Annotated in this window: 20 protein-coding genes; 9 read left to right on the forward strand and 11 right to left on the reverse strand. The window is 59.4% G+C overall.

Annotated features, from left to right (window positions below; translation table 11 throughout):
* Positions 1-105: 105 nt before the first annotated feature.
* On the forward strand, positions 106-474 hold the full coding sequence (locus tag ACLBW8_RS23805; protein WP_064451536.1) for a hypothetical protein: 369 nt from the start codon (positions 106-108) through the stop codon (positions 472-474).
* 12 nt (positions 475-486) lie between these two features.
* On the forward strand, positions 487-969 hold the full coding sequence (locus ACLBW8_RS23810; protein ID WP_447806452.1) for a GreA/GreB family elongation factor: 483 nt from the start codon (positions 487-489) through the stop codon (positions 967-969).
* A 5-nt stretch (positions 970-974) separates the two neighbouring features.
* Here ACLBW8_RS23810 and cysB read toward each other — a convergent pair whose 3' ends face one another.
* From cysB to ACLBW8_RS23835, 5 genes are all read right to left on the reverse strand, one after another.
* Positions 975-1,949: an HTH-type transcriptional regulator CysB gene (gene cysB / locus ACLBW8_RS23815; protein ID WP_003189876.1), complete on the reverse strand. Its 975-nt coding sequence runs from the start codon at positions 1,947-1,949 to the stop codon at positions 975-977.
* A 103-nt stretch (positions 1,950-2,052) separates the two neighbouring features.
* Complete coding sequence (locus tag ACLBW8_RS23820; RefSeq protein ID WP_064451534.1) at positions 2,053-2,553, reverse strand: universal stress protein; 501 nt, start codon at positions 2,551-2,553, stop codon at positions 2,053-2,055.
* A gap of 70 nt (positions 2,554-2,623) precedes the next feature.
* Positions 2,624-3,541 (reverse strand): 5'-nucleotidase, encoded by a 918-nt coding sequence (locus ACLBW8_RS23825; protein ID WP_064451533.1) that lies wholly within the window; start codon positions 3,539-3,541, stop codon positions 2,624-2,626.
* Positions 3,542-3,559: 18 nt separating this feature from the next.
* A complete protein-coding gene (locus ACLBW8_RS23830; RefSeq protein ID WP_064451532.1) occupies positions 3,560-4,525 on the reverse strand; it encodes a putative 2-dehydropantoate 2-reductase in 966 nt (321 codons plus the stop codon).
* On the reverse strand, positions 4,522-4,908 hold the full coding sequence (locus ACLBW8_RS23835) for a thioredoxin (RefSeq protein ID WP_053255144.1): 387 nt from the start codon (positions 4,906-4,908) through the stop codon (positions 4,522-4,524). Before ACLBW8_RS23835 ends, ACLBW8_RS23830 begins: the two co-directional genes overlap by 4 nt.
* Between ACLBW8_RS23835 and ACLBW8_RS23840 the strand changes: the two genes are divergently transcribed.
* The gene (locus tag ACLBW8_RS23840; protein ID WP_064451530.1) at positions 4,907-5,341 is read left to right on the forward strand and encodes a PilZ domain-containing protein; all 435 of its coding nucleotides are present in this window, start codon (positions 4,907-4,909) and stop codon (positions 5,339-5,341) included. The two genes, ACLBW8_RS23835 and ACLBW8_RS23840, sit on opposite strands and share 2 nt — an antisense overlap.
* 131 nt (positions 5,342-5,472) lie before the next feature.
* Entirely contained in the window at positions 5,473-6,549 is a 1,077-nt protein-coding gene (locus tag ACLBW8_RS23845; protein WP_053255142.1) for a 3-deoxy-7-phosphoheptulonate synthase, read from the forward strand.
* A gap of 64 nt (positions 6,550-6,613) precedes the next feature.
* On the opposite strand, the gene ACLBW8_RS23850 is transcribed toward ACLBW8_RS23845, so the two are convergent.
* Positions 6,614-6,895 carry a GNAT family N-acetyltransferase gene (locus ACLBW8_RS23850; protein WP_064451529.1) on the reverse strand — a complete coding sequence of 94 codons (282 nt, stop codon included), beginning with the start codon at positions 6,893-6,895 and terminating at the stop codon, positions 6,614-6,616.
* A 612-nt stretch (positions 6,896-7,507) separates the two neighbouring features.
* Between ACLBW8_RS23850 and oprI the strand changes: the two genes are divergently transcribed.
* Complete coding sequence (oprI, locus tag ACLBW8_RS23855) at positions 7,508-7,759, forward strand: outer membrane lipoprotei OprI (protein WP_003172710.1); 252 nt, start codon at positions 7,508-7,510, stop codon at positions 7,757-7,759.
* A 134-nt stretch (positions 7,760-7,893) separates the two neighbouring features.
* Here oprI and ACLBW8_RS23860 read toward each other — a convergent pair whose 3' ends face one another.
* From ACLBW8_RS23860 to ACLBW8_RS23870, 3 genes are all read right to left on the reverse strand, one after another.
* Entirely contained in the window at positions 7,894-8,865 is a 972-nt protein-coding gene (locus tag ACLBW8_RS23860; RefSeq protein ID WP_064451528.1) for a L,D-transpeptidase family protein, read from the reverse strand.
* A gap of 84 nt (positions 8,866-8,949) precedes the next feature.
* Positions 8,950-9,240 (reverse strand): hypothetical protein, encoded by a 291-nt coding sequence (locus ACLBW8_RS23865; protein ID WP_064451527.1) that lies wholly within the window; start codon positions 9,238-9,240, stop codon positions 8,950-8,952.
* Between the two features lie 58 nt (positions 9,241-9,298).
* On the reverse strand, positions 9,299-9,904 hold the full coding sequence (locus ACLBW8_RS23870) for an arylesterase (RefSeq protein ID WP_064451526.1): 606 nt from the start codon (positions 9,902-9,904) through the stop codon (positions 9,299-9,301).
* A 10-nt stretch (positions 9,905-9,914) separates the two neighbouring features.
* Between ACLBW8_RS23870 and ACLBW8_RS23875 the strand changes: the two genes are divergently transcribed.
* Together ACLBW8_RS23875 and ACLBW8_RS23880 are read left to right on the forward strand one after the other, a co-directional pair.
* A complete protein-coding gene (locus tag ACLBW8_RS23875) occupies positions 9,915-10,598 on the forward strand; it encodes an ABC transporter ATP-binding protein (protein WP_064451525.1) in 684 nt (227 codons plus the stop codon).
* Positions 10,598-13,108: an ABC transporter permease gene (locus tag ACLBW8_RS23880; protein ID WP_447806453.1), complete on the forward strand. Its 2,511-nt coding sequence runs from the start codon at positions 10,598-10,600 to the stop codon at positions 13,106-13,108. Before ACLBW8_RS23875 ends, ACLBW8_RS23880 begins: the two co-directional genes overlap by 1 nt.
* Before the next feature lie 43 nt (positions 13,109-13,151).
* On the opposite strand, the gene greB is transcribed toward ACLBW8_RS23880, so the two are convergent.
* Both greB and ACLBW8_RS23890 read right to left on the reverse strand, forming a co-directional pair.
* Positions 13,152-13,625, reverse strand: coding sequence for a transcription elongation factor GreB (greB, locus tag ACLBW8_RS23885; protein WP_064451523.1), 474 nt, complete (start codon positions 13,623-13,625; stop codon positions 13,152-13,154).
* Between the two features lie 125 nt (positions 13,626-13,750).
* Positions 13,751-14,755 carry a hypothetical protein gene (locus ACLBW8_RS23890; protein ID WP_447806454.1) on the reverse strand — a complete coding sequence of 335 codons (1,005 nt, stop codon included), beginning with the start codon at positions 14,753-14,755 and terminating at the stop codon, positions 13,751-13,753.
* 239 nt (positions 14,756-14,994) lie between these two features.
* Here ACLBW8_RS23890 and ACLBW8_RS23895 point away from each other — a divergent pair, with 239 nt between their 5' ends.
* Complete coding sequence (locus tag ACLBW8_RS23895; protein ID WP_447806455.1) at positions 14,995-15,921, forward strand: ABC transporter ATP-binding protein; 927 nt, start codon at positions 14,995-14,997, stop codon at positions 15,919-15,921.
* Positions 15,918-16,643, forward strand: a complete 726-nt coding sequence (locus tag ACLBW8_RS23900) for an ABC transporter permease (RefSeq protein ID WP_447806456.1) — start codon at positions 15,918-15,920, stop codon at positions 16,641-16,643. Before ACLBW8_RS23895 ends, ACLBW8_RS23900 begins: the two co-directional genes overlap by 4 nt.
* Positions 16,644-16,648: the final 5 nt, after the last annotated feature.

Here is a 16,648-nt window from a genome sequence, read left to right on the forward strand (position 1 = left end):
TTGTCCGCATAAATGCGCTGATGCAGAAGGCTTGATCGCGATTATTCTGCACAGTGGCTGTGCGACAATCGTCGTCACGCCGCAACTATCTGCCAGGAGACAATCATGTCTGATCGTCCGTTATCGCTGTTCAAGCTCAGTATGGCTGTGGCTTTTGGCCTGTGGCTTGGGTTTATCGCCATCGTGCTGACCGCGTGGCTGGCATCGCGCTACGTGTTTGTGCAAACCCTGGCGCCGGTTGCTCAGGCGGTTCAACAATTGGGCAAGCCCGCGGTTGTTGCGCCGGAGCCACCGAACCGCATGTTCGAGCAGTATCAGGAGAACCTGCGCAAGCAGGAACAACAGCAAACCCTGGACCAGGCGCGTAACAATGCGCGCAACCTGTCCAACCCCAAATGCCAGTTCTGGCTGCAGCAGGACCAGAACGCCCCCAATGAAAAGAGCAAGGCGAACGTCCTGCAATTTTGCGAATGATCAAGCACAGCCATGAATAAATACGCCGTTCACCAGTTGGTCCTGGAAAAGCTCACCGTCGACCTCGACATCGCCCAGCGCGCCGCGCAGACCGCCTACGAAACCGCGACCCACGAAGAAAACATTGCGGAAAACAAGTACGACACGCTGGGGCTGGAAGCTTCCTACCTGGCGGCCGGGCAGGCCAAACGCGTCGAGGAAATCAAACAGGCGCTGACGCTGTGCCACACCCTGCAACTGCGTGCTTATGATGATCAGCGCGGCATAGAAGTCGGTGCGCTACTGGGTCTGGAAGACGAGAACGGTCGCCAGCAGTGGCTGTTCCTGGCGCCGGATGCAGCAGGTCTGAAAGTGGATGTGGTGGGGCAACCGATAACCGTCATCACCCCGCGCTCGCCTCTGGGCAAAAGCCTGTTGGGCAAGTTCGAAGGTGATGAGGTGGAGATTCTGGTGGCAGGCGCTCGGCAACATTTTACGGTTACCGAGGCCAAATAAACCACTCAGTGGACGGGCAATTCTACGCCGTCGAACAGCTCTTCCAGTTCCTGCTTGTTGTGGCACTGGATCGCCTTGGCCATGACTTCGCGGGTCAAGTGCGGTGCGAACTTCTCGATGAAATCGCACATGAAGCCGCGCAGGAATGTGCCACGACGGAAGCCGATTTTGGTCACGCTGGACTCGAACAGCTCACTGGCGTCGAGTACCACCAGGTCTTTGTCGAGGTTGGTGTCGACCGCCATCTTGGCGACGATCCCCACGCCCAGGCCCAGGCGCACGTAAGTCTTGATCACGTCGGCGTCGGCGGCGGTGAACACCACTTTCGGGGTGAGGCCGCGATGGCTGAAGGCTTCGTCGAGCTTGGAGCGGCCGGTAAAACCGAACACGTAAGTCACGATCGGGTATTCAGCCAGGGCTTCCAGGGTCAACTTCGGCAGCTTGGCCAGCGGGTGACCCTGGGGCACGACGACGCAACGGTTCCAGCGGTAGCACGGCATCATCACCAGGTCGCCGAACAGCTCCAGGGCTTCGGTGGCAATGGCGAAGTCAACGGTGCCATCAGCGGCCATCTCGGCGATCTGCATCGGCGAACCCTGGTGCATGTGCAACGCCACGTCGGGGTACTGCTTGATGAAATCGCGGATCACCGGCGGCAAGGCATAACGCGCCTGGGTGTGGGTGGTGGCGATCGACAGGGTGCCTTTCTTCTCGTTGGAGAACTCCTGGGCAATCTGCTTGATGCTTTCGACTTTACGCAGGATCTCACCGGCGGTGGTGATGATGCGCTCGCCAGCCGGGGTGACGCGGGTCAGGTGCTTGCCGCTGCGCGCGAACACTTCGACGCCCAGCTCGTCTTCGAGCAGGCGGATCTGCTTGCTGATACCGGGTTGCGAGGTGTAGAGGCTTTGAGCGGTAGCGGAAACGTTGAGGTCGTGGTGCGCCACTTCCCAGATGTAGCGCAGTTGTTGAAGCTTCATAGATGTCCCTCAAAGCAAATAGACGCCACGGGTATCAGCGACGGTATATAACTATATTAAAGGTCAGACGGATAAATCTAGAACTTTTTATCGTTTTTACCGATCAACTGTCATCACTGCGCCGACGCTGCAGCGACGGCACCATGTAAACCGGCACTGTCGCCAGTTGCAGCACCCTCGCTGCCGTGCGCCCAAGCGGTGTGGCGGCGGCGGTTGCATGGCTGTGACTACCTACGATCAGCAGGTCGACGGAAAGTTTACGCAGCTGGTCGAGAATCACCTCGCACGGGTCCCCCTGAATCACACGCACCGAGCGAATCAACTTCAAGTCTTGCTCCCCGTCCCCCAACTCCTCGCGGAAACTGTCCAGTACCCGCTGCTCAATCGTCGCCATTACGGTGTTAAGCCCCTGGCTCTGCCATTCACTCAAGGCTTTCTCATCAAGATAGCTCTGCAACACCGATTCGGCGAACAGCCCAATCGGCTCGACCACATGGATCACATACAAATCCGCCTTGAACGTTCGGGCCAGCGCCAGCGCGTGTTGCATGACATAAGGCGCATACAGACCAAGGTCCGTGGCATACAGCATCGAACGAATCATAGAACCTCCTGGACTGCCAGGATGGCGGGGATTGAATGAGCTTAGCAGCGCCTTGACGACTTCGGCTGACTTAGCGCTCGGTCTGGATTTTCAACTCATTACTGATGCCATGGGGCACATGCCCGGTGGCCACCACCTCCCTGGCTTTCTCACAATGACCGGCCTGGTCATCGAAAAACACGTCAGCGGCAAACGCCTCCAGAAATGCAGATTTCTCCAGGCCGCCAAGGAACAGCGACTCGTCCAGGCGGATATCCCATTCGCGCAATGTGCGAATCACGCGCTCATGGGAGGGCGCAGAACGCGCCGTCACCAGCGCCGTGCGGATCGGGCACGCGTCATCCGCGAACTCACGTTGCAACAGGTTGAGCGCCGCAAGGAAGCCCTTGAACGGACCGCCGTGCAAAGGCTGGCGCGCCGACTCGCGCTCGCTGGCCTGAAACGCCTCCAGCCCGCCGGCCTGGTACACACGCTCCGACTCATCGGAAAACAGCACTGCATCACCGTCGAACGCAATCCGCAGTTCTTCACTCGATGCCCGACGCGCACCGCCCGACAGAATCGTCGCCGCCGCAAAACCGGCATCGAGTGCGCTGCGCACGTCTTCAGCATGGGTCGAAAGAAACAGATGGCAACCAAATGCAGCCAAATAAGGATAGGGACTACGCCCGCCGACGAAAGCAGCACGGGAAATATCCAGACCGTAATGCTGGATCGAATTGAACACCCGCAAGCCGGTATCGGCACTGTTGCGCGACACCAACACCACCTCGACGCGAGCACGCCCCAGGCTGGCGTTAAGACTGAGCAACTTCTTGACCAGTGGGAACGCGTCGCCGGGCTCGAGGGTTTCTTCCTCGTGTTCGATCTGGTATTTGCGGTAAGCCTCCACACCTTCGGCCAGGTAGACCTTGTGACTGTCGCTCAGGTCGAACAGTGCCCGCGACGAAATCGCCAGCACCAACTTGTCGCCCAATCCTTTCGCCATGGTGTGCCCCCCCCCGAATCAGCGGTTGTGCCGATCAATAAAACTCAATGCCTGATAAAGCGCTTCCATGCGTGGCAATTCGCAACCTGCGGCTTTGGCGGCGGCCAGTGGCCGTGCGTAAATCGCCGCCAACTCCAGCGGGCGTTTGTGCACATGGTCGTGGTACATGCTCGGCAGGTAGTCAACCATGGTTTCGGTCATGGCGAACATCTGCTCGGCATAACTGGCAGGGATTTCATGACCGCAGGCATGGGCGCCCTTCACCACTTCAGCCATCAATGCCTGGATCAGTTCGCGGCTCGATTCATCCGCCATCATTGCGGTAGTGCCGGTACCCAACAACACGGAGAGGCCGTTGTAAGGCACATTCCACACCAGCTTGTGCCAGCGGGCCAAGTGGACGCTGGCCATGGCCTGGGACTCGATACCGGCCTTGTGAAAGAGCGCGGCGCCCTCTTCGACAATCGCCTTCTGGCGCGCCTCATCATTGGCCGCCGTGCCACTGTGATAGCCCAGATTGACCCGGCCCAGGGCCTGATGCTCGACGACGCCAGGCGCAGCACGATGCACGCCGATATAACACAGGCCGCCCAGCAGGTGCAGCGACGGCGGCAGGTGTTCACGCAGGCTGTCTTCGACGTCGAGGCCGTTTTGCAACAGCACCACCCTGGCGTCCGGCGCTGCGACCTGAGCGATGGTCGGGGCCAGGTCCACATTGCCGGTGGACTTGGTCCCGACCAACAGCCAATCGCAGGCAGGCATATCGGCGGCGCGGGCATAAGCCTGCACCGGGTGCAGGTGCAACTGGCCATGCAGCGTGCTGTTGAGGCGCAGGCCATGTTCGCTGACCGCTGCATATTCGCTGCGCAACAGAAAGTGCACATCGAACCCGGCCCGCGCCAGCATCACCCCATAGAACCCACCGATCGCGCCGGTGCCAATAATGCCAATACGTGGAGACGACTCGGGTGCAACTGCGCTCATGGCAAATCCTCTGGTGTGCGGGTGAGTGCGTGATTCACCGCGTCGGTAAGGTCTTTATTCGTAAGGCGTGACTGTAATTGCCCAAGAAATTGACCCTCGCACACGAGGAACAACGCGGGCAAATGAAAGATCTGGTAGCGCTCGACCGCTCCGCCGTTGTGCCCGGCATCGACCCAGCACACGCGGTCCACCGGCAACGTCCAACTCGGTAACTGCTGGCGTGCCCAGCGGCAACTGGAGCAGCCTACGCTGGTAAACACCACCAGCGAAATACCTGGCAATCCCAGCAATTGCTGGTCAATATCCAGGTCGGTCAATTCCTGTTCCTTCACTATACTGCTGCCACTGCCGTCAACTGGACGGCGCTCGGAGTCCGTGTACATGGGTCGTTTTTTACCTCACCCTGATGATGTCGCTGTCGAGTTGATCCAACGTCCCTCCCCTGCCATTCCCCGGCAACGCCTGCACACTATCGGCCTGGGCGGCGTAGCCTGCAATTGCCCGCGTGCCTTGCGCCAGGGCACAGCCGTTGATTTGTACATCCCGTCCCTTGGCGCCACCGCCCGTTATCCGGGCTATGTAGCCTGGTGCCGCAAAGTCGACCAGGGCTATCGCGTCGGCATCTCTTTTACCGATGAGCACGCGTTGTTCGGTGCACGAATGGGCGAGCAAGTGTGCCAGATAGAACGCTACTGTCGCCTGCACGAAGACACGGAGCCGACCCCTGCCCAGCTCGAAGCCATGGCCCGCGAGTGGGTCTCGCGCCATGCCGTTGAGTTCTCCCACGAGGCTTTTGTGGCGCCAGCGCTGGATTAAAGCCGGTTTTGCCCATTGTCGCGGGCCCGTGTTACGCGCTAAGGTTCCTCCCCCCTGCATTCAAATCATGCTGTGCTCCGCCGCACGGGGATGGCTGGCGGCCGGCACCCGTGACCCTGACGAGTAACACGATGGCTGATTTACCGATCAATGACCTAAACGTCGAATCCAACGAGACCCTGATCACGCCCGATCAGCTCAAGCGCGAAATCCCTCTGAGCGACGCTGCCCTGCAGACCGTCACCAAGGGCCGCGAAGTCATCCGTGACATTCTCGACGGCACCGACCACCGCCTCTTCGTCGTCATCGGGCCGTGCTCGATCCACGACCTCAAGGCGGCCCACGAATACGCCGAGCGGCTCAAGGTACTGGCGGCGGAAGTGTCCGACACCCTGTACCTGGTGATGCGCGTCTATTTCGAAAAACCGCGGACCACCGTCGGCTGGAAAGGCTTGATCAACGACCCGTACCTGGACGACTCGTTCAAGATTCAGGACGGCTTGCACATTGGTCGTCAGTTGCTGCTGGACCTCGCCGAAATGGGCCTGCCCACCGCCACCGAAGCCCTCGACCCGATCTCCCCGCAATACCTGCAAGACCTGATCAGCTGGTCGGCCATCGGCGCGCGCACCACCGAATCCCAGACCCACCGCGAAATGGCGTCCGGCCTGTCTTCGGCCGTGGGCTTCAAGAACGGCACCGATGGCGGCCTGACGGTCGCGATCAACGCACTGCAATCGGTGTCCAGCCCGCACCGTTTCCTGGGTATCAACCAGGAAGGTGGCGTGTCCATCGTCACCACCAAGGGCAACGCCTATGGCCACGTGGTATTGCGCGGTGGCAACGGCAAGCCGAACTATGATTCGGTCAGCGTTGCACTGTGCGAACAGGCGCTGAACAAAGCCAAGATCAAGCCGAACATCATGGTCGACTGCAGCCACGCCAACTCCAACAAGGACCCGGCCCTGCAACCGCTGGTGATGGAAAACGTCGCCAACCAGATTCTTGAAGGCAACCAGTCGATTATCGGTTTGATGGTCGAGAGCCACTTGAACTGGGGCTGCCAGGCGATTCCAAAAGACCTGGCCGACTTGCAGTACGGCGTGTCGATCACCGATGCCTGCATCGACTGGGCCGCCACCGAAACCACCCTGCGCAGCATGCACGCCAAGCTCAAGGACGTGTTGCCCAAACGCAAACGCACCTGAACCACGCAATTGCGCACACAAAAACGCCGGGCTAAGCCCGGCGTTTTTGTGTGCGACTGATCAGTTACAGCTTCGCGGCATGGCGCTGGTGGCGCTCCATGTAGCGTTCGACGTAGGAGCACGAAGGGATGACTGTGTACCCGGCGTCTTCTGCGAACTTCAACGCTTCCTCGGTCAACGCAGCAGCAATGCCGCGGCCCCGCAGTGCGTTGGGCACGAAGGTACGATAGATGTCCAGGGTCTGCTTCCCGAGGTCCATATAGGTCAGATAGGCACGATGACCGTCCACATTGGTCTCGAACTGATGACCAGCCTGGTCATGGTGGATGGACAACGCCTCGCTCATCACTACTCCTCGCGGGTCTTGAATTTCGACCCCTACCTTACCGATGTTTTTCCGGCGAAGGAACATCTACGCCACCCCGTGCCGGTTTCGACAACGAGAAAACCTATAGCGCTCACAACCAGCACGTAGAGAATAGTAGGCACCAATCCTGCAATAGCTCAAGGCGCACTCGTCATCCCCTGCCGCTGGTGGTTACAGAAAGAGCCTCGATCAATCAGCAATCGATAGCCTGAACATTGCCGGCAGTTGAAGCTTGAGACGAACTGCCGCTCTTAAAGTCACCTCTACATGCGCAAAAGATACCGGGTGAGGCAAAGGCAACCTGAAAAAAAGTGTCAACGTCGATATATAAATCTTCACGTGTTTGGCAGGCCCAACACATGCGGGCCGGACCTTTCAGCTTGGATCCAGTTCCCACTGATATGAAAATTTCCGGAGGGTTTTTATACAAACCCCCAAAAGATTAGCCAAAATAGATTCGGCGCAAGAATTTTTTTTGCTTCTTGCGCTACGTCAGTTTACTTACTACAAGTAATGAGTAGTATGTACGCCGGCTATCAGCTCACTCTGAGAAAGTAGCCATTTAATAGAAAGTCCTTGAAGGGGAACACGATGAACAACGTTCTGAAATTCTCTGCTCTGGCTCTGGCCGCAGTTCTGGCTACCGGTTGCAGCAGCGTCTCCAAAGAAACCGAAGCTCGTCTGACTGCAACTGAAGACGCAGCAGCTCGCTCCCAGGCTCGTGCAGACGAAGCCTACCGTAAAGCTGATGAAGCTCTGGCTGCTGCTCAAAAAGCACAACAGACTGCTGACGAAGCTAACGAGCGCGCTCTGCGCATGCTTGAAAAAGCAAGCCGCAAGTAATAATCCTTCGGGGTTGTTATCAAGCCGATCCATTCTTGGATCGGCTTTTTATTGCCCGCAATTCAGCCCTGAATCGCGCGCAATAAGAAGCCCGCCGCAGCGCAAGGCCAGGGCGGGCGTTTGATCGAGCCCGCTTATTGCTGCAGGTCGACCGGCGTACTCGACACCACTGGCGCGTTGCCGCCCGGCACACCAATCTCCGTTGGCAAACCATCTTCCGCCGCCACCACGTCACGCACCTGATCCCAATTGACCCGCAGGTTATTGGCCAAATCTTCGCGCTTGAGCAAGGCGTTGATCACTGCGGTGTGCTTGTCGACGACCGACGGTGTGCCGTCATCATTGAGCGGCGTATGCGCTTCCAGGTAGACCTTGCCGCCACTGCTGCCGAACTTGTAGGCATCGCTGATGATGCGCACCGACGTGCCAACCGGCACCATGCTCGCCATTTCCAGCACGTTGTTGTTGAACATGCGGAAGCAGCCGTGGCTTGTACGCGTGCCGATACCAAATTTCATGTTGGAACCGTGGATCAGATACCCCGGCGTGCCCAACGTGAACTTGAACGGCCCCAGCGGGTTATCCGGACCGGCCGGCACCACGTTAGGCAGCGGGTCGCCGTTGGCGGCATGCTCGGCCTTGATCGAGGCGGGTGGCGTCCAGGTCGGGTTGGGGATCTTGCCCGTGATGGTGGTGTGCGCGACGGGTGAACCCCAGCCCTCGCGGCCAATCCCCAACGGGAACGTGTAAACCACGTTCTGGCCCTTGGGATAGTAATAAAGCCGGTATTCCGCCAGGTTGATCACAATGCCTTCGCGGGGGCCAGGCGGCAGGATGAAACGCGTGGGCAGCACAATTTCCGTACCCGCGCCGGGCAACCAGGCATCGACACCCGGGTTGGCCGCGACCATTTCCGAATAGCCCAGGTCATAGGTAGTACCCAGGTCGGCGAAGGTGTCTTCGTACTTGGCCTTGATCACCTGGACCTGACCAACGATGTCTTCACCCGGCGGTGGCAAGGGCAACTGCAAGGCTGACGCCGAACCGGCCGCACAAAGCGCAGCGAGAGACAGGCAGCAGGTAACGACGGAAAGGCGCGACAACATCCGGGAAATCCTTCGCAGAACGACGGGTAGGAAAAAACTGATTGTATACGTGAAGCGCGCTTCAAGCATCAGTCTGCCCTGCTGCTATTCGAAGCGCAGTTCCGGCCAGATCAGCGGCGTGCCGCGCTTTTGCGATTCGAGAATCGCCCGGCACAATGGGCACAACCGCTGGTCCTGAAAGATCGAGCGACCCACCGACGACCAGCGCGGTTGCGCCGGCAATAATGTGCCGCAGAGTGTGCGGTCGATCGAGCCGCCCAACTCCAGTTGACGCGCCACCAGATGCACCCGGACTTCCTGGCAGGCGAACAGATCCAGCTGCTCGTCAGGCTCGATCAGTTGGTAGTTGAACAGGGACCAGGCAGGGCGCGACATCGGGGGCTCCAGATCGGGGGGGCGCCACCTTAGCCGAAAGCCTGCCGCTAGAAAAGCGTCATAGCAGCGGTTTTAGCGTCGGCCAGACATTTTCCAGCAACTTGCCCTGGGCGCCGACCGCTGGGTGAAGCTGATCCGCCTGCATCAGTTCCGGGTGACCGCCGATTCCCTCGAGAAAAAACGGCACCAATGGGACACTTTTCTCCTTGGCCAAGGCCCCGTACACCTCGGCAAATGCCGTGGTGTATTTCGGCCCGTAATTAGGTGGCAACTGCATGCCCAACAGCAGCACCTTGGCACCACCGGCCTTGGACTGGTCAATCATCGACGCAAGATTTTGTTTCAATTGCGCGGGCGGCTGGCCGCGCAGACCGTCATTGCCGCCCAACTCGAGGATCACGACATCTGGCTTATGCTCTGCAAGCGCCGCCGGCAGCCGCGCCAGGCCTCCGGCACTGGTGTCGCCGCTGATGGAGGCATTAACCACTTTATCGTCGAAACCTTCGCTCTTGAGCCGTTGTCCCAACAACGCTACCCACCCTTTGCTGGTATCCAGTCCGAAACCGGCACTGATACTATCCCCAACGATCAGGACTGTACCCGCCGCTGCGTTCTGGGCCATGCACATCAAGGCCAGGCCAGCACTCAAAAACCACATTCGCATCGGATTCTCCATGGGCGCAAGCATTCTCACCGCGCGAAACCTTAGCAAAGTGGTTCCCAGCGCGGAAGGTGAACTGACTATCCTGCACGAACTGAGCCTGGAACTGAACAAGGGCGATAGCCTGGCGATCGTCGGCAGTTCCGGTTCCGGCAAATCCACCCTCCTCGGCCTGCTGGCCGGCCTCGACCTGCCCAGCAGCGGTGAAGTCACCCTCGCCGGCCAAGCCTTGAGCACCCTCGACGAAGACCAGCGCGCGCGCATTCGTGCCGAGCACGTGGGTTTCGTTTTTCAATCGTTTCAGCTGCTCGACAGCCTCAACGCCCTGGAAAACGTCATGCTGCCGCTGGAACTCGACGGTCGCAAAGACGCCCGGGAACGCGCCAGGTACCTGCTGGAGCGCGTCGGCCTGGGCCAACGGCTGACCCACTCGCCACGCCAGCTTTCCGGTGGCGAGCAACAGCGGGTCGCCATCGCCCGGGCCTTTGCCGCCGAGCCGGAGGTGCTGTTTGCCGATGAGCCTACCGGCAACCTCGACAGCCACACCGGCGAGCGCATCAGCGACCTGTTGTTCGAGCTCAATAAAGAGAGCGGCACGACCTTGGTGCTGGTCACCCACGACGAGCGCCTGGCCCACCGTTGCCGACGCCTGATCCGCCTTGAAGCCGGCCTGATGGTCGCGCCCCTGGAGCCTTGATGGCACGTATGCCGCTGTTGCGCCTGTTCAGCCTCGCCATGCGCCAATTACTGCGTGACGCCCGCGCCGGCGAATTGCGCGTGTTGTTTTTCGCCTTGCTGGTGGCGGTGACGGCCAGCACGGCCATCGGCTACTTCGGCGCACGCCTCAATGGCGCCATGCTGTTGCGTGCCACCGAGTTCCTCGGTGCCGACCTGGTGCTCGAAGGCAGCTCGCCGGCACGTCCCGAACAAATCAGATCCGGGACCGAACTGGGCCTGGATCACGCGCGCATCGTCGAATTCTCCAGTGTTATCGCCACGGATAACGGCATCCAGCTCTCCAGTATCAAGGCGGTCAACGAGCAGTACCCGTTGCGTGGCGAGCTGAAAAGCGCGACAGAGCCCTTCGGTGCCGAAACCCCGGGAGGCGGCCCAAAACCCGGCGAAGCCTGGGTGGAGGCACGGCTGTTGACGGCGCTGAACCTGAAGGTCGGCGACAGCATCGACGTGGGTATGAAAACCCTGCGACTGGCTCGCATCCTGACCTACGAACCCGACCGCGCCGGCAACTTCTACAGCCTCACGCCTCGGGTGATGATCAACCTTTCGGACCTGGACGCGACCGGTGTGGTGCAGCCCGGCAGCCGCGTAAGCTACCGCGAACTGTGGCGTGCCCCCCAAGGCAGCACGGCGCTGCAAACCTATCGCGACCTGGTCAAGCCAGGCCTTGCCGCCAACCAGCGCCTGCAGGATTCGCGAGACGGCAACCAGCAGATCGGCGGCGCCCTGGGCAAGGCCGAACGTTACTTGAACATGGCCAGCCTGGTGGCGGTACTGCTGGCCGGCGTGGCCGTGGCGCTGTCGGCCAACCGGTTTGCCAGCCGACGTTTCGACGCCAGTGCACTGCTGCGCTGCCTCGGGTTGTCACGCCGCGAAACGATGGTGTTGTTCAGCCTGCAACTGTGCGTACTGGGCCTATTGGCGAGCCTGACCGGTGCCGTGCTCGGTTGGCTGGCGCAATTTGGCCTGTTCTATTTCCTGCACGACCTGTTGCCGGCCGACGTGCCGCCCGGCGGTCTGCTGCCGGCAGTTGCAGGCATCGGCACCGGGCTGGTTGCCCTCGCCGGCTTCGCCCTGCCGCCGTTGGCGGCGCTGGGCCGCGTGCCACCGCTGCGGGTATTGCGCCGTGACATGCTGCCGATACCTTCCAGCACCTGGATGGTGTACGGCGCCGCACTGTTCGCCCTCGGCCTGATCATGTGGCGCCTGAGCCTCGATCTGGTGCTGACCTTTGCGTTGCTGGGCGGCGGCGTGATGGCGGCGCTGATCCTCGGCGGCCTGCTCTTGTTGTTGCTGCAAAGCTTGCGACGGCTATTGGCGCGCGCCTCCCTGCCCTGGCGCCTGGGCTTGGGCCAATTGCTGCGTCACCCACTGGCGGCGGCCGGTCAGTCCCTGGCGTTTGGGCTAATCCTGTTGTCCATGGGCTTGATCGCCCTGCTGCGCGGTGAACTGCTCGACACTTGGCAAAACCAGCTGCCCAAGGACGCCCCCAACTATTTCGCCCTGAATATCCTGCCGGCCGACAAGGACGCCTTTGGCGCGCGCCTGCTGGACCTGCAGGCGCAAGCGGCGCCGCTGTATCCGGTGGTGCCGGGCCGGTTGATCAGCATCAATGGCGAACCCGTGCAGCAAATCGTCAGCAAAGACTCCAGCGGTGACCGTGCCGTGCAGCGCGACTTGAGCTTGACCTGGGCGGCCGACCTGCCGCCGGGCAACGTCCTGACCGCAGGTTCCTGGTGGTCGCAGCAACCGGGCGATGAAATCCCTGGGGTGTCGGTAGAAGCCAAGGTCGCCGAAAGCCTGAAGCTCAAGCTGAACGATCACCTGGTGTTCACCATCGGTGGGGAGAATCGCGAAGCGCGGGTCACCAGCCTGCGGACCATCAACTGGGATAACTTCCAGCCCAACTTCTTCATGATCTTCCAGCCGGGCACGTTGAAGGACCTGCCCGCCACCTACCTGACCAGCTTCTACCTGGCGCCTGGGCACGACCAGCAGATCGTCGACCTGTCCCGAGCATTCCCGGCAGTCACGATATTGCAGGTCGAAGCCTTGCTGGAGCAGTTGCGCAGCATTCTCGCCCAAGTGACCCTGGCGGTGGAGTACGTATTGCTGTTTGTGTTGGCTGCCGGGATGGCCGTGTTGTTTTCGGGCCTGCAGGCCACGCTGGATGAGCGAATTCGCCAAGGTGCGCTGTTGCGTGCACTGGGCGCCGAGCGCAGGTTGCTGGTCAAGGCTCGGCGGATCGAGTTCGGCTTGCTGGGCGCGGTCAGTGGCCTGCTAGCGGCCCTGGGCACGGAACTGGTGACATGGGTGCTGTACCGCTACGCCTTCGACCTGGTATGGCATCCACATGCGTGGCTGCTGCTGCTGCCAGTGATAGGTGCCGTGCTGATCGGCGGTGCCGGTGTATTGGGTACGCGCCGCGCGCTGAATGCCAGCCCGTTGACCGTACTGCGCGAAGGCTGAAACGACCGATGGCCAGCACGCGAAATCGCGTGCCGGCCATCGTCTACTTCACATACTCGATACCGGTAATCCACCAGCACACCTCACCATTCGGTGTCTGCACGATAGCCTCATCGTCGACTTCCTTGCGCAACAGCGCCCGGGCCATGGGTGAGTCGATGGAGATGTAATCCATGCGCTCATAGATTTCGTCATAGCCGACGATTCGAAAACGCTTGGTCTCTCCCTGCTCATTTTCGATATCGACCCAAGCGCCGAAGAACACCTTGCCTTCCTGCTCAGGCATGTACTCCACCACCCGCATGTCTTCCAGACGCTTGCGCAAGTAGCGCACGCGCCGATCAATCTCACGCAGCAGTTTCTTGTTGTATTGGTAATCCGCGTTCTCGCTGCGATCTCCGAGGGAAGCCGCCCAGGTCACCTTGCGGGTGGTATCCGGACGTTTTTCACGCCACAGGTAATCCAGCTCTTTTTTCAGCGCTTCATGACCTTCTTTGGTAATCAGCTTGGTACTCAAACGCTTGCATCCCCAGACAATGTCCAATGGTGCCGATACGCCACGGCATCATGCCTTGGCGTCGGCTGGCTGGGGTTGATAATAAATGAACCCTGAAAAGTAGCCAGACCAGAGAACCCATCGGTTCAACCCTGGCCATCCAAGGCGTGATCCAGCTCAAGGAGCACACCCTGCAGACGCTCACGCATCCCCGACACCTGCGATAGCGCCAGCGCCAACTTCTCAGCCTTCAGGCCAAACTCCAATGTCTGGTTCTGCAACTGCGTGGCGTGCTGCTCCAACTCAACACCCTTTTTATCCAACGCGCTTTGCTCTTGCTCCAGTCGAGCCTGCCACTGCTCCAGTATTTCTTCGCGTTCGATAACGGCGAGTTTCTGTTGTGCCAGCTCTTGGGCGACCTTGGCGAGGCTGGTCAGCGTGCTGTCCACCTCAACCATTGATGCATGTTCCATCTTGGCAGGGAGTTTGTGCGGCGCCGGTTCTCGGGGCTCAAGCCGAGCCGGTGGCGCACTGGGCTCGGCCGGCTCCGGCGCCTGCGTTGTCGCAACGGGAGAGTCTGGGGGTTGTGGCACGACGGGCTCGGAAACAGGCTGCTCGGCGGCCTTGGGTGGAGTCGTGGTTCGGGGTGGCGAAACCATCTGCGACGAGAAGCGAATGGACGGCACGATCAATGAAGCACTTTCGATCACAGGCAATGTGGGCGCGGACATGCCCAAGGTAATGACCTTCATGACCAAGGCTTTCTTGATCATCATTGAATGATGATCCTCAGGCCTGGCAGGTGGCAACTTGCAGCCTTTCAAATCAATGAAATGAAACGGGATCGAAGACTCGATAACCGCGCCCGTCTTAGTGCCCGAAGCTGCCGCCATCATCAGGATTTGCTTAAAGACTTGCATGGCAACTTGCAGGTCTTCCTTGGACTCCACACCGCCCAGGAAATACCGATCGAGTTTCTTGCGTAACGCCGCGATATAGACCCTCGAATTACCGGGTTCGATCTCTTCATCCAGGCTATAGACAAGAAAGTTGGAGTCGGTCTGCGCTACGGCAAACCCGCAAAGCAATGCACCGTTGACCGGTGCGTCCTGGCCGCTGCGTTCAAGAACAAGGGTACGTAGAAGCATCATGCTATTCAGGCCTCATTGCGAAAGAGTAAACCTTATATAAACGCCAGATAAACATCCGGCCATTAATAAGCTCGAAACAACGCAATTGTTTCAGCAAGTTATCCAATCTGACGTAGGACTTATCTGATAAACATGTCCCCACGTTCCCAAGTCCAATGTTTAAACGTAACCTTCTTGGCGCTCAACCGTTCATGACGGGCACATGCTCATACGCCTCGCAAAACTTATTCGGTAAACAAATGCTCGAGATAAGCAGCCTGACAAAGCACCTGGGCAAAAGAAACGTCATTACCCAACTCTCGTTTTGCGCCGAACGCCAGGAATGCATAGGCCTGTTCGGGAAGCATGGCGCAGGCAAAACCACACTGCTGAACCTGATATCCGGCGTAATAAAACCCTCTGCCGGGCATATCACTGTCCAAGGGTTCGACACTCAATCGCACCCACTTCAAGCCCGAAAAGCCCTGGGCTATCAACTCCAGGGCGGCCTCAGCCATCAGTCGATGTCGGTCAAAGGCCTGCTCAATTTCATCGCTGACGTGCGAGGTTTCAGCGGCGCTGAAAAACGCAGCCGGGTAGATCGAGCAGCCATGCGCCTGGAATTGTCCCGCGTGCTCAACGCCCCACTCGCCACGCTTTCCATCGGTTTGAAGCGCAAAGTAGCCATCGCCCAAGCGATCCTGCATACACCCGACCTGCTCTTGCTGGATGAACCGATCGAGGGGCTGGCGCCGGATCAATTGCTCAAGTTCAAGACACTTATCCAGTCCCTGGCCGAAGAAATGACGGTCATCATCGCCTCCCGTCATTGCGATGACCTTTCCAATCTCTGCACGCGCGCGCTGGTTATCGCAGACGGCCATCTTGTGGCCGACACCCCGCTGCCCGATTTGCAGCGCAACTCCCGGCATTACCAAGCCGTCACGCTGGCCGCGCAAACGCCTCTGGATTTACTGGCCCTTGCCGTATTACCCGGCGTCGCTGGCATAGAGGAGGACCGGCACACGCCAGGCACCGTGACTGTTCTCGCCATGCCGGGGCACACCATCTACCCCCCTATAAACGCACTTATCGCCAGCCGCGGCTGGAATATCACGTCACTGAGCCTGGAACCAGGGCGCCTGAACGACGTTGTTCACCGCCTTAGCCACGAGGTATCCCTTTGAAGCTGCTGCCCGTTATTTTCAAGCGTCAACTTGCCAGTTACGCCTGCACGCCAAGCACCTACCTGAGTGTTGCTGCTTTCCTGGTGCTGTGCGCTACGCTGGGGTTGTATACGAGCCCGTGGATGGAACGGGACAGCGGCGACTTGCACGTATTTTTCCAGTTGCACCCCTGGCTCTATCTGCTGCTGATTCCAATGTTATCGACACACCTGTGGGCGGACGAACGCACCACGGGCCTGCGCGACATGATGAAAACACTGCCCATTACGTCAGCAGAACGCGTAATGGGAAAATTTCTGGCCGCGTGGGTCGTGTGTGGTATCGCGTTGATGCTCACGTTTCCTATAGTGATCCTCGCCAACTGTCTCGGCACTGCCGACAACCTTGTTATCAGCTCACAATTTCTGGCCAGTTGGTTACTGGCGGGAAGCTATCTGTCTGTCGGTAGTTTTATTTGCACATTCACGCGCCAACGCCTGGTTATTTTCTTGGTGACGTTGGGTTTATTGCTGACGGCCAGCGGACTTTCTTCTGTCCTGGATGCACTCGAACATCAGGCGCCCATCTGGGTGGTAGACAGTTTGATCGCGCTTGACCCCATCTCGCGTTTCGAGACGATCGACAATGGCAAACTGACACTTCGTGACAGTTTGTACTTCATCAGCATGATCCTTGCCTTTCTCTCGGCAACGACGGTCACACTCAACTGCAAAACCAGTTGAGAAGG

It is taken from the genome of Pseudomonas sp. M5A4_2d (assembly GCF_053345295.1).

What these genes read in the sequence shown, in the direction of transcription:
- ACLBW8_RS23840 (WP_064451530.1), top strand. Translation starts at nt 4,907, where the DNA reads ATGGGTCGTTTTTTACCTCACCCTGATGATGTCGCTGTCGAGTTGATC.
- ACLBW8_RS23830 (WP_064451532.1), bottom strand. Translation starts at nt 4,525, where the DNA reads ATGAGCGCAGTTGCACCCGAGTCGTCTCCACGTATTGGCATTATTGGC.
- ACLBW8_RS23895 (WP_447806455.1), top strand. Translation starts at nt 14,995, where the DNA reads ATGCTCGAGATAAGCAGCCTGACAAAGCACCTGGGCAAAAGAAACGTC.
- cysB (WP_003189876.1), bottom strand. Translation starts at nt 1,949, where the DNA reads ATGAAGCTTCAACAACTGCGCTACATCTGGGAAGTGGCGCACCACGAC.
- ACLBW8_RS23880 (WP_447806453.1), top strand. Translation starts at nt 10,598, where the DNA reads ATGGCACGTATGCCGCTGTTGCGCCTGTTCAGCCTCGCCATGCGCCAA.
- oprI (WP_003172710.1), top strand. Translation starts at nt 7,508, where the DNA reads ATGAACAACGTTCTGAAATTCTCTGCTCTGGCTCTGGCCGCAGTTCTG.
- ACLBW8_RS23825 (WP_064451533.1), bottom strand. Translation starts at nt 3,541, where the DNA reads ATGGCGAAAGGATTGGGCGACAAGTTGGTGCTGGCGATTTCGTCGCGG.
- ACLBW8_RS23835 (WP_053255144.1), bottom strand. Translation starts at nt 4,908, where the DNA reads ATGTACACGGACTCCGAGCGCCGTCCAGTTGACGGCAGTGGCAGCAGT.
- ACLBW8_RS23865 (WP_064451527.1), bottom strand. Translation starts at nt 9,240, where the DNA reads ATGTCGCGCCCTGCCTGGTCCCTGTTCAACTACCAACTGATCGAGCCT.
- ACLBW8_RS23860 (WP_064451528.1), bottom strand. Translation starts at nt 8,865, where the DNA reads ATGTTGTCGCGCCTTTCCGTCGTTACCTGCTGCCTGTCTCTCGCTGCG.
- ACLBW8_RS23850 (WP_064451529.1), bottom strand. Translation starts at nt 6,895, where the DNA reads ATGAGCGAGGCGTTGTCCATCCACCATGACCAGGCTGGTCATCAGTTC.
- ACLBW8_RS23820 (WP_064451534.1), bottom strand. Translation starts at nt 2,553, where the DNA reads ATGATTCGTTCGATGCTGTATGCCACGGACCTTGGTCTGTATGCGCCT.
- ACLBW8_RS23870 (WP_064451526.1), bottom strand. Translation starts at nt 9,904, where the DNA reads ATGCGAATGTGGTTTTTGAGTGCTGGCCTGGCCTTGATGTGCATGGCC.
- ACLBW8_RS23845 (WP_053255142.1), top strand. Translation starts at nt 5,473, where the DNA reads ATGGCTGATTTACCGATCAATGACCTAAACGTCGAATCCAACGAGACC.
- ACLBW8_RS23875 (WP_064451525.1), top strand. Translation starts at nt 9,915, where the DNA reads ATGGGCGCAAGCATTCTCACCGCGCGAAACCTTAGCAAAGTGGTTCCC.
- ACLBW8_RS23810 (WP_447806452.1), top strand. Translation starts at nt 487, where the DNA reads ATGAATAAATACGCCGTTCACCAGTTGGTCCTGGAAAAGCTCACCGTC.
- ACLBW8_RS23890 (WP_447806454.1), bottom strand. Translation starts at nt 14,755, where the DNA reads ATGATGCTTCTACGTACCCTTGTTCTTGAACGCAGCGGCCAGGACGCA.
- ACLBW8_RS23805 (WP_064451536.1), top strand. Translation starts at nt 106, where the DNA reads ATGTCTGATCGTCCGTTATCGCTGTTCAAGCTCAGTATGGCTGTGGCT.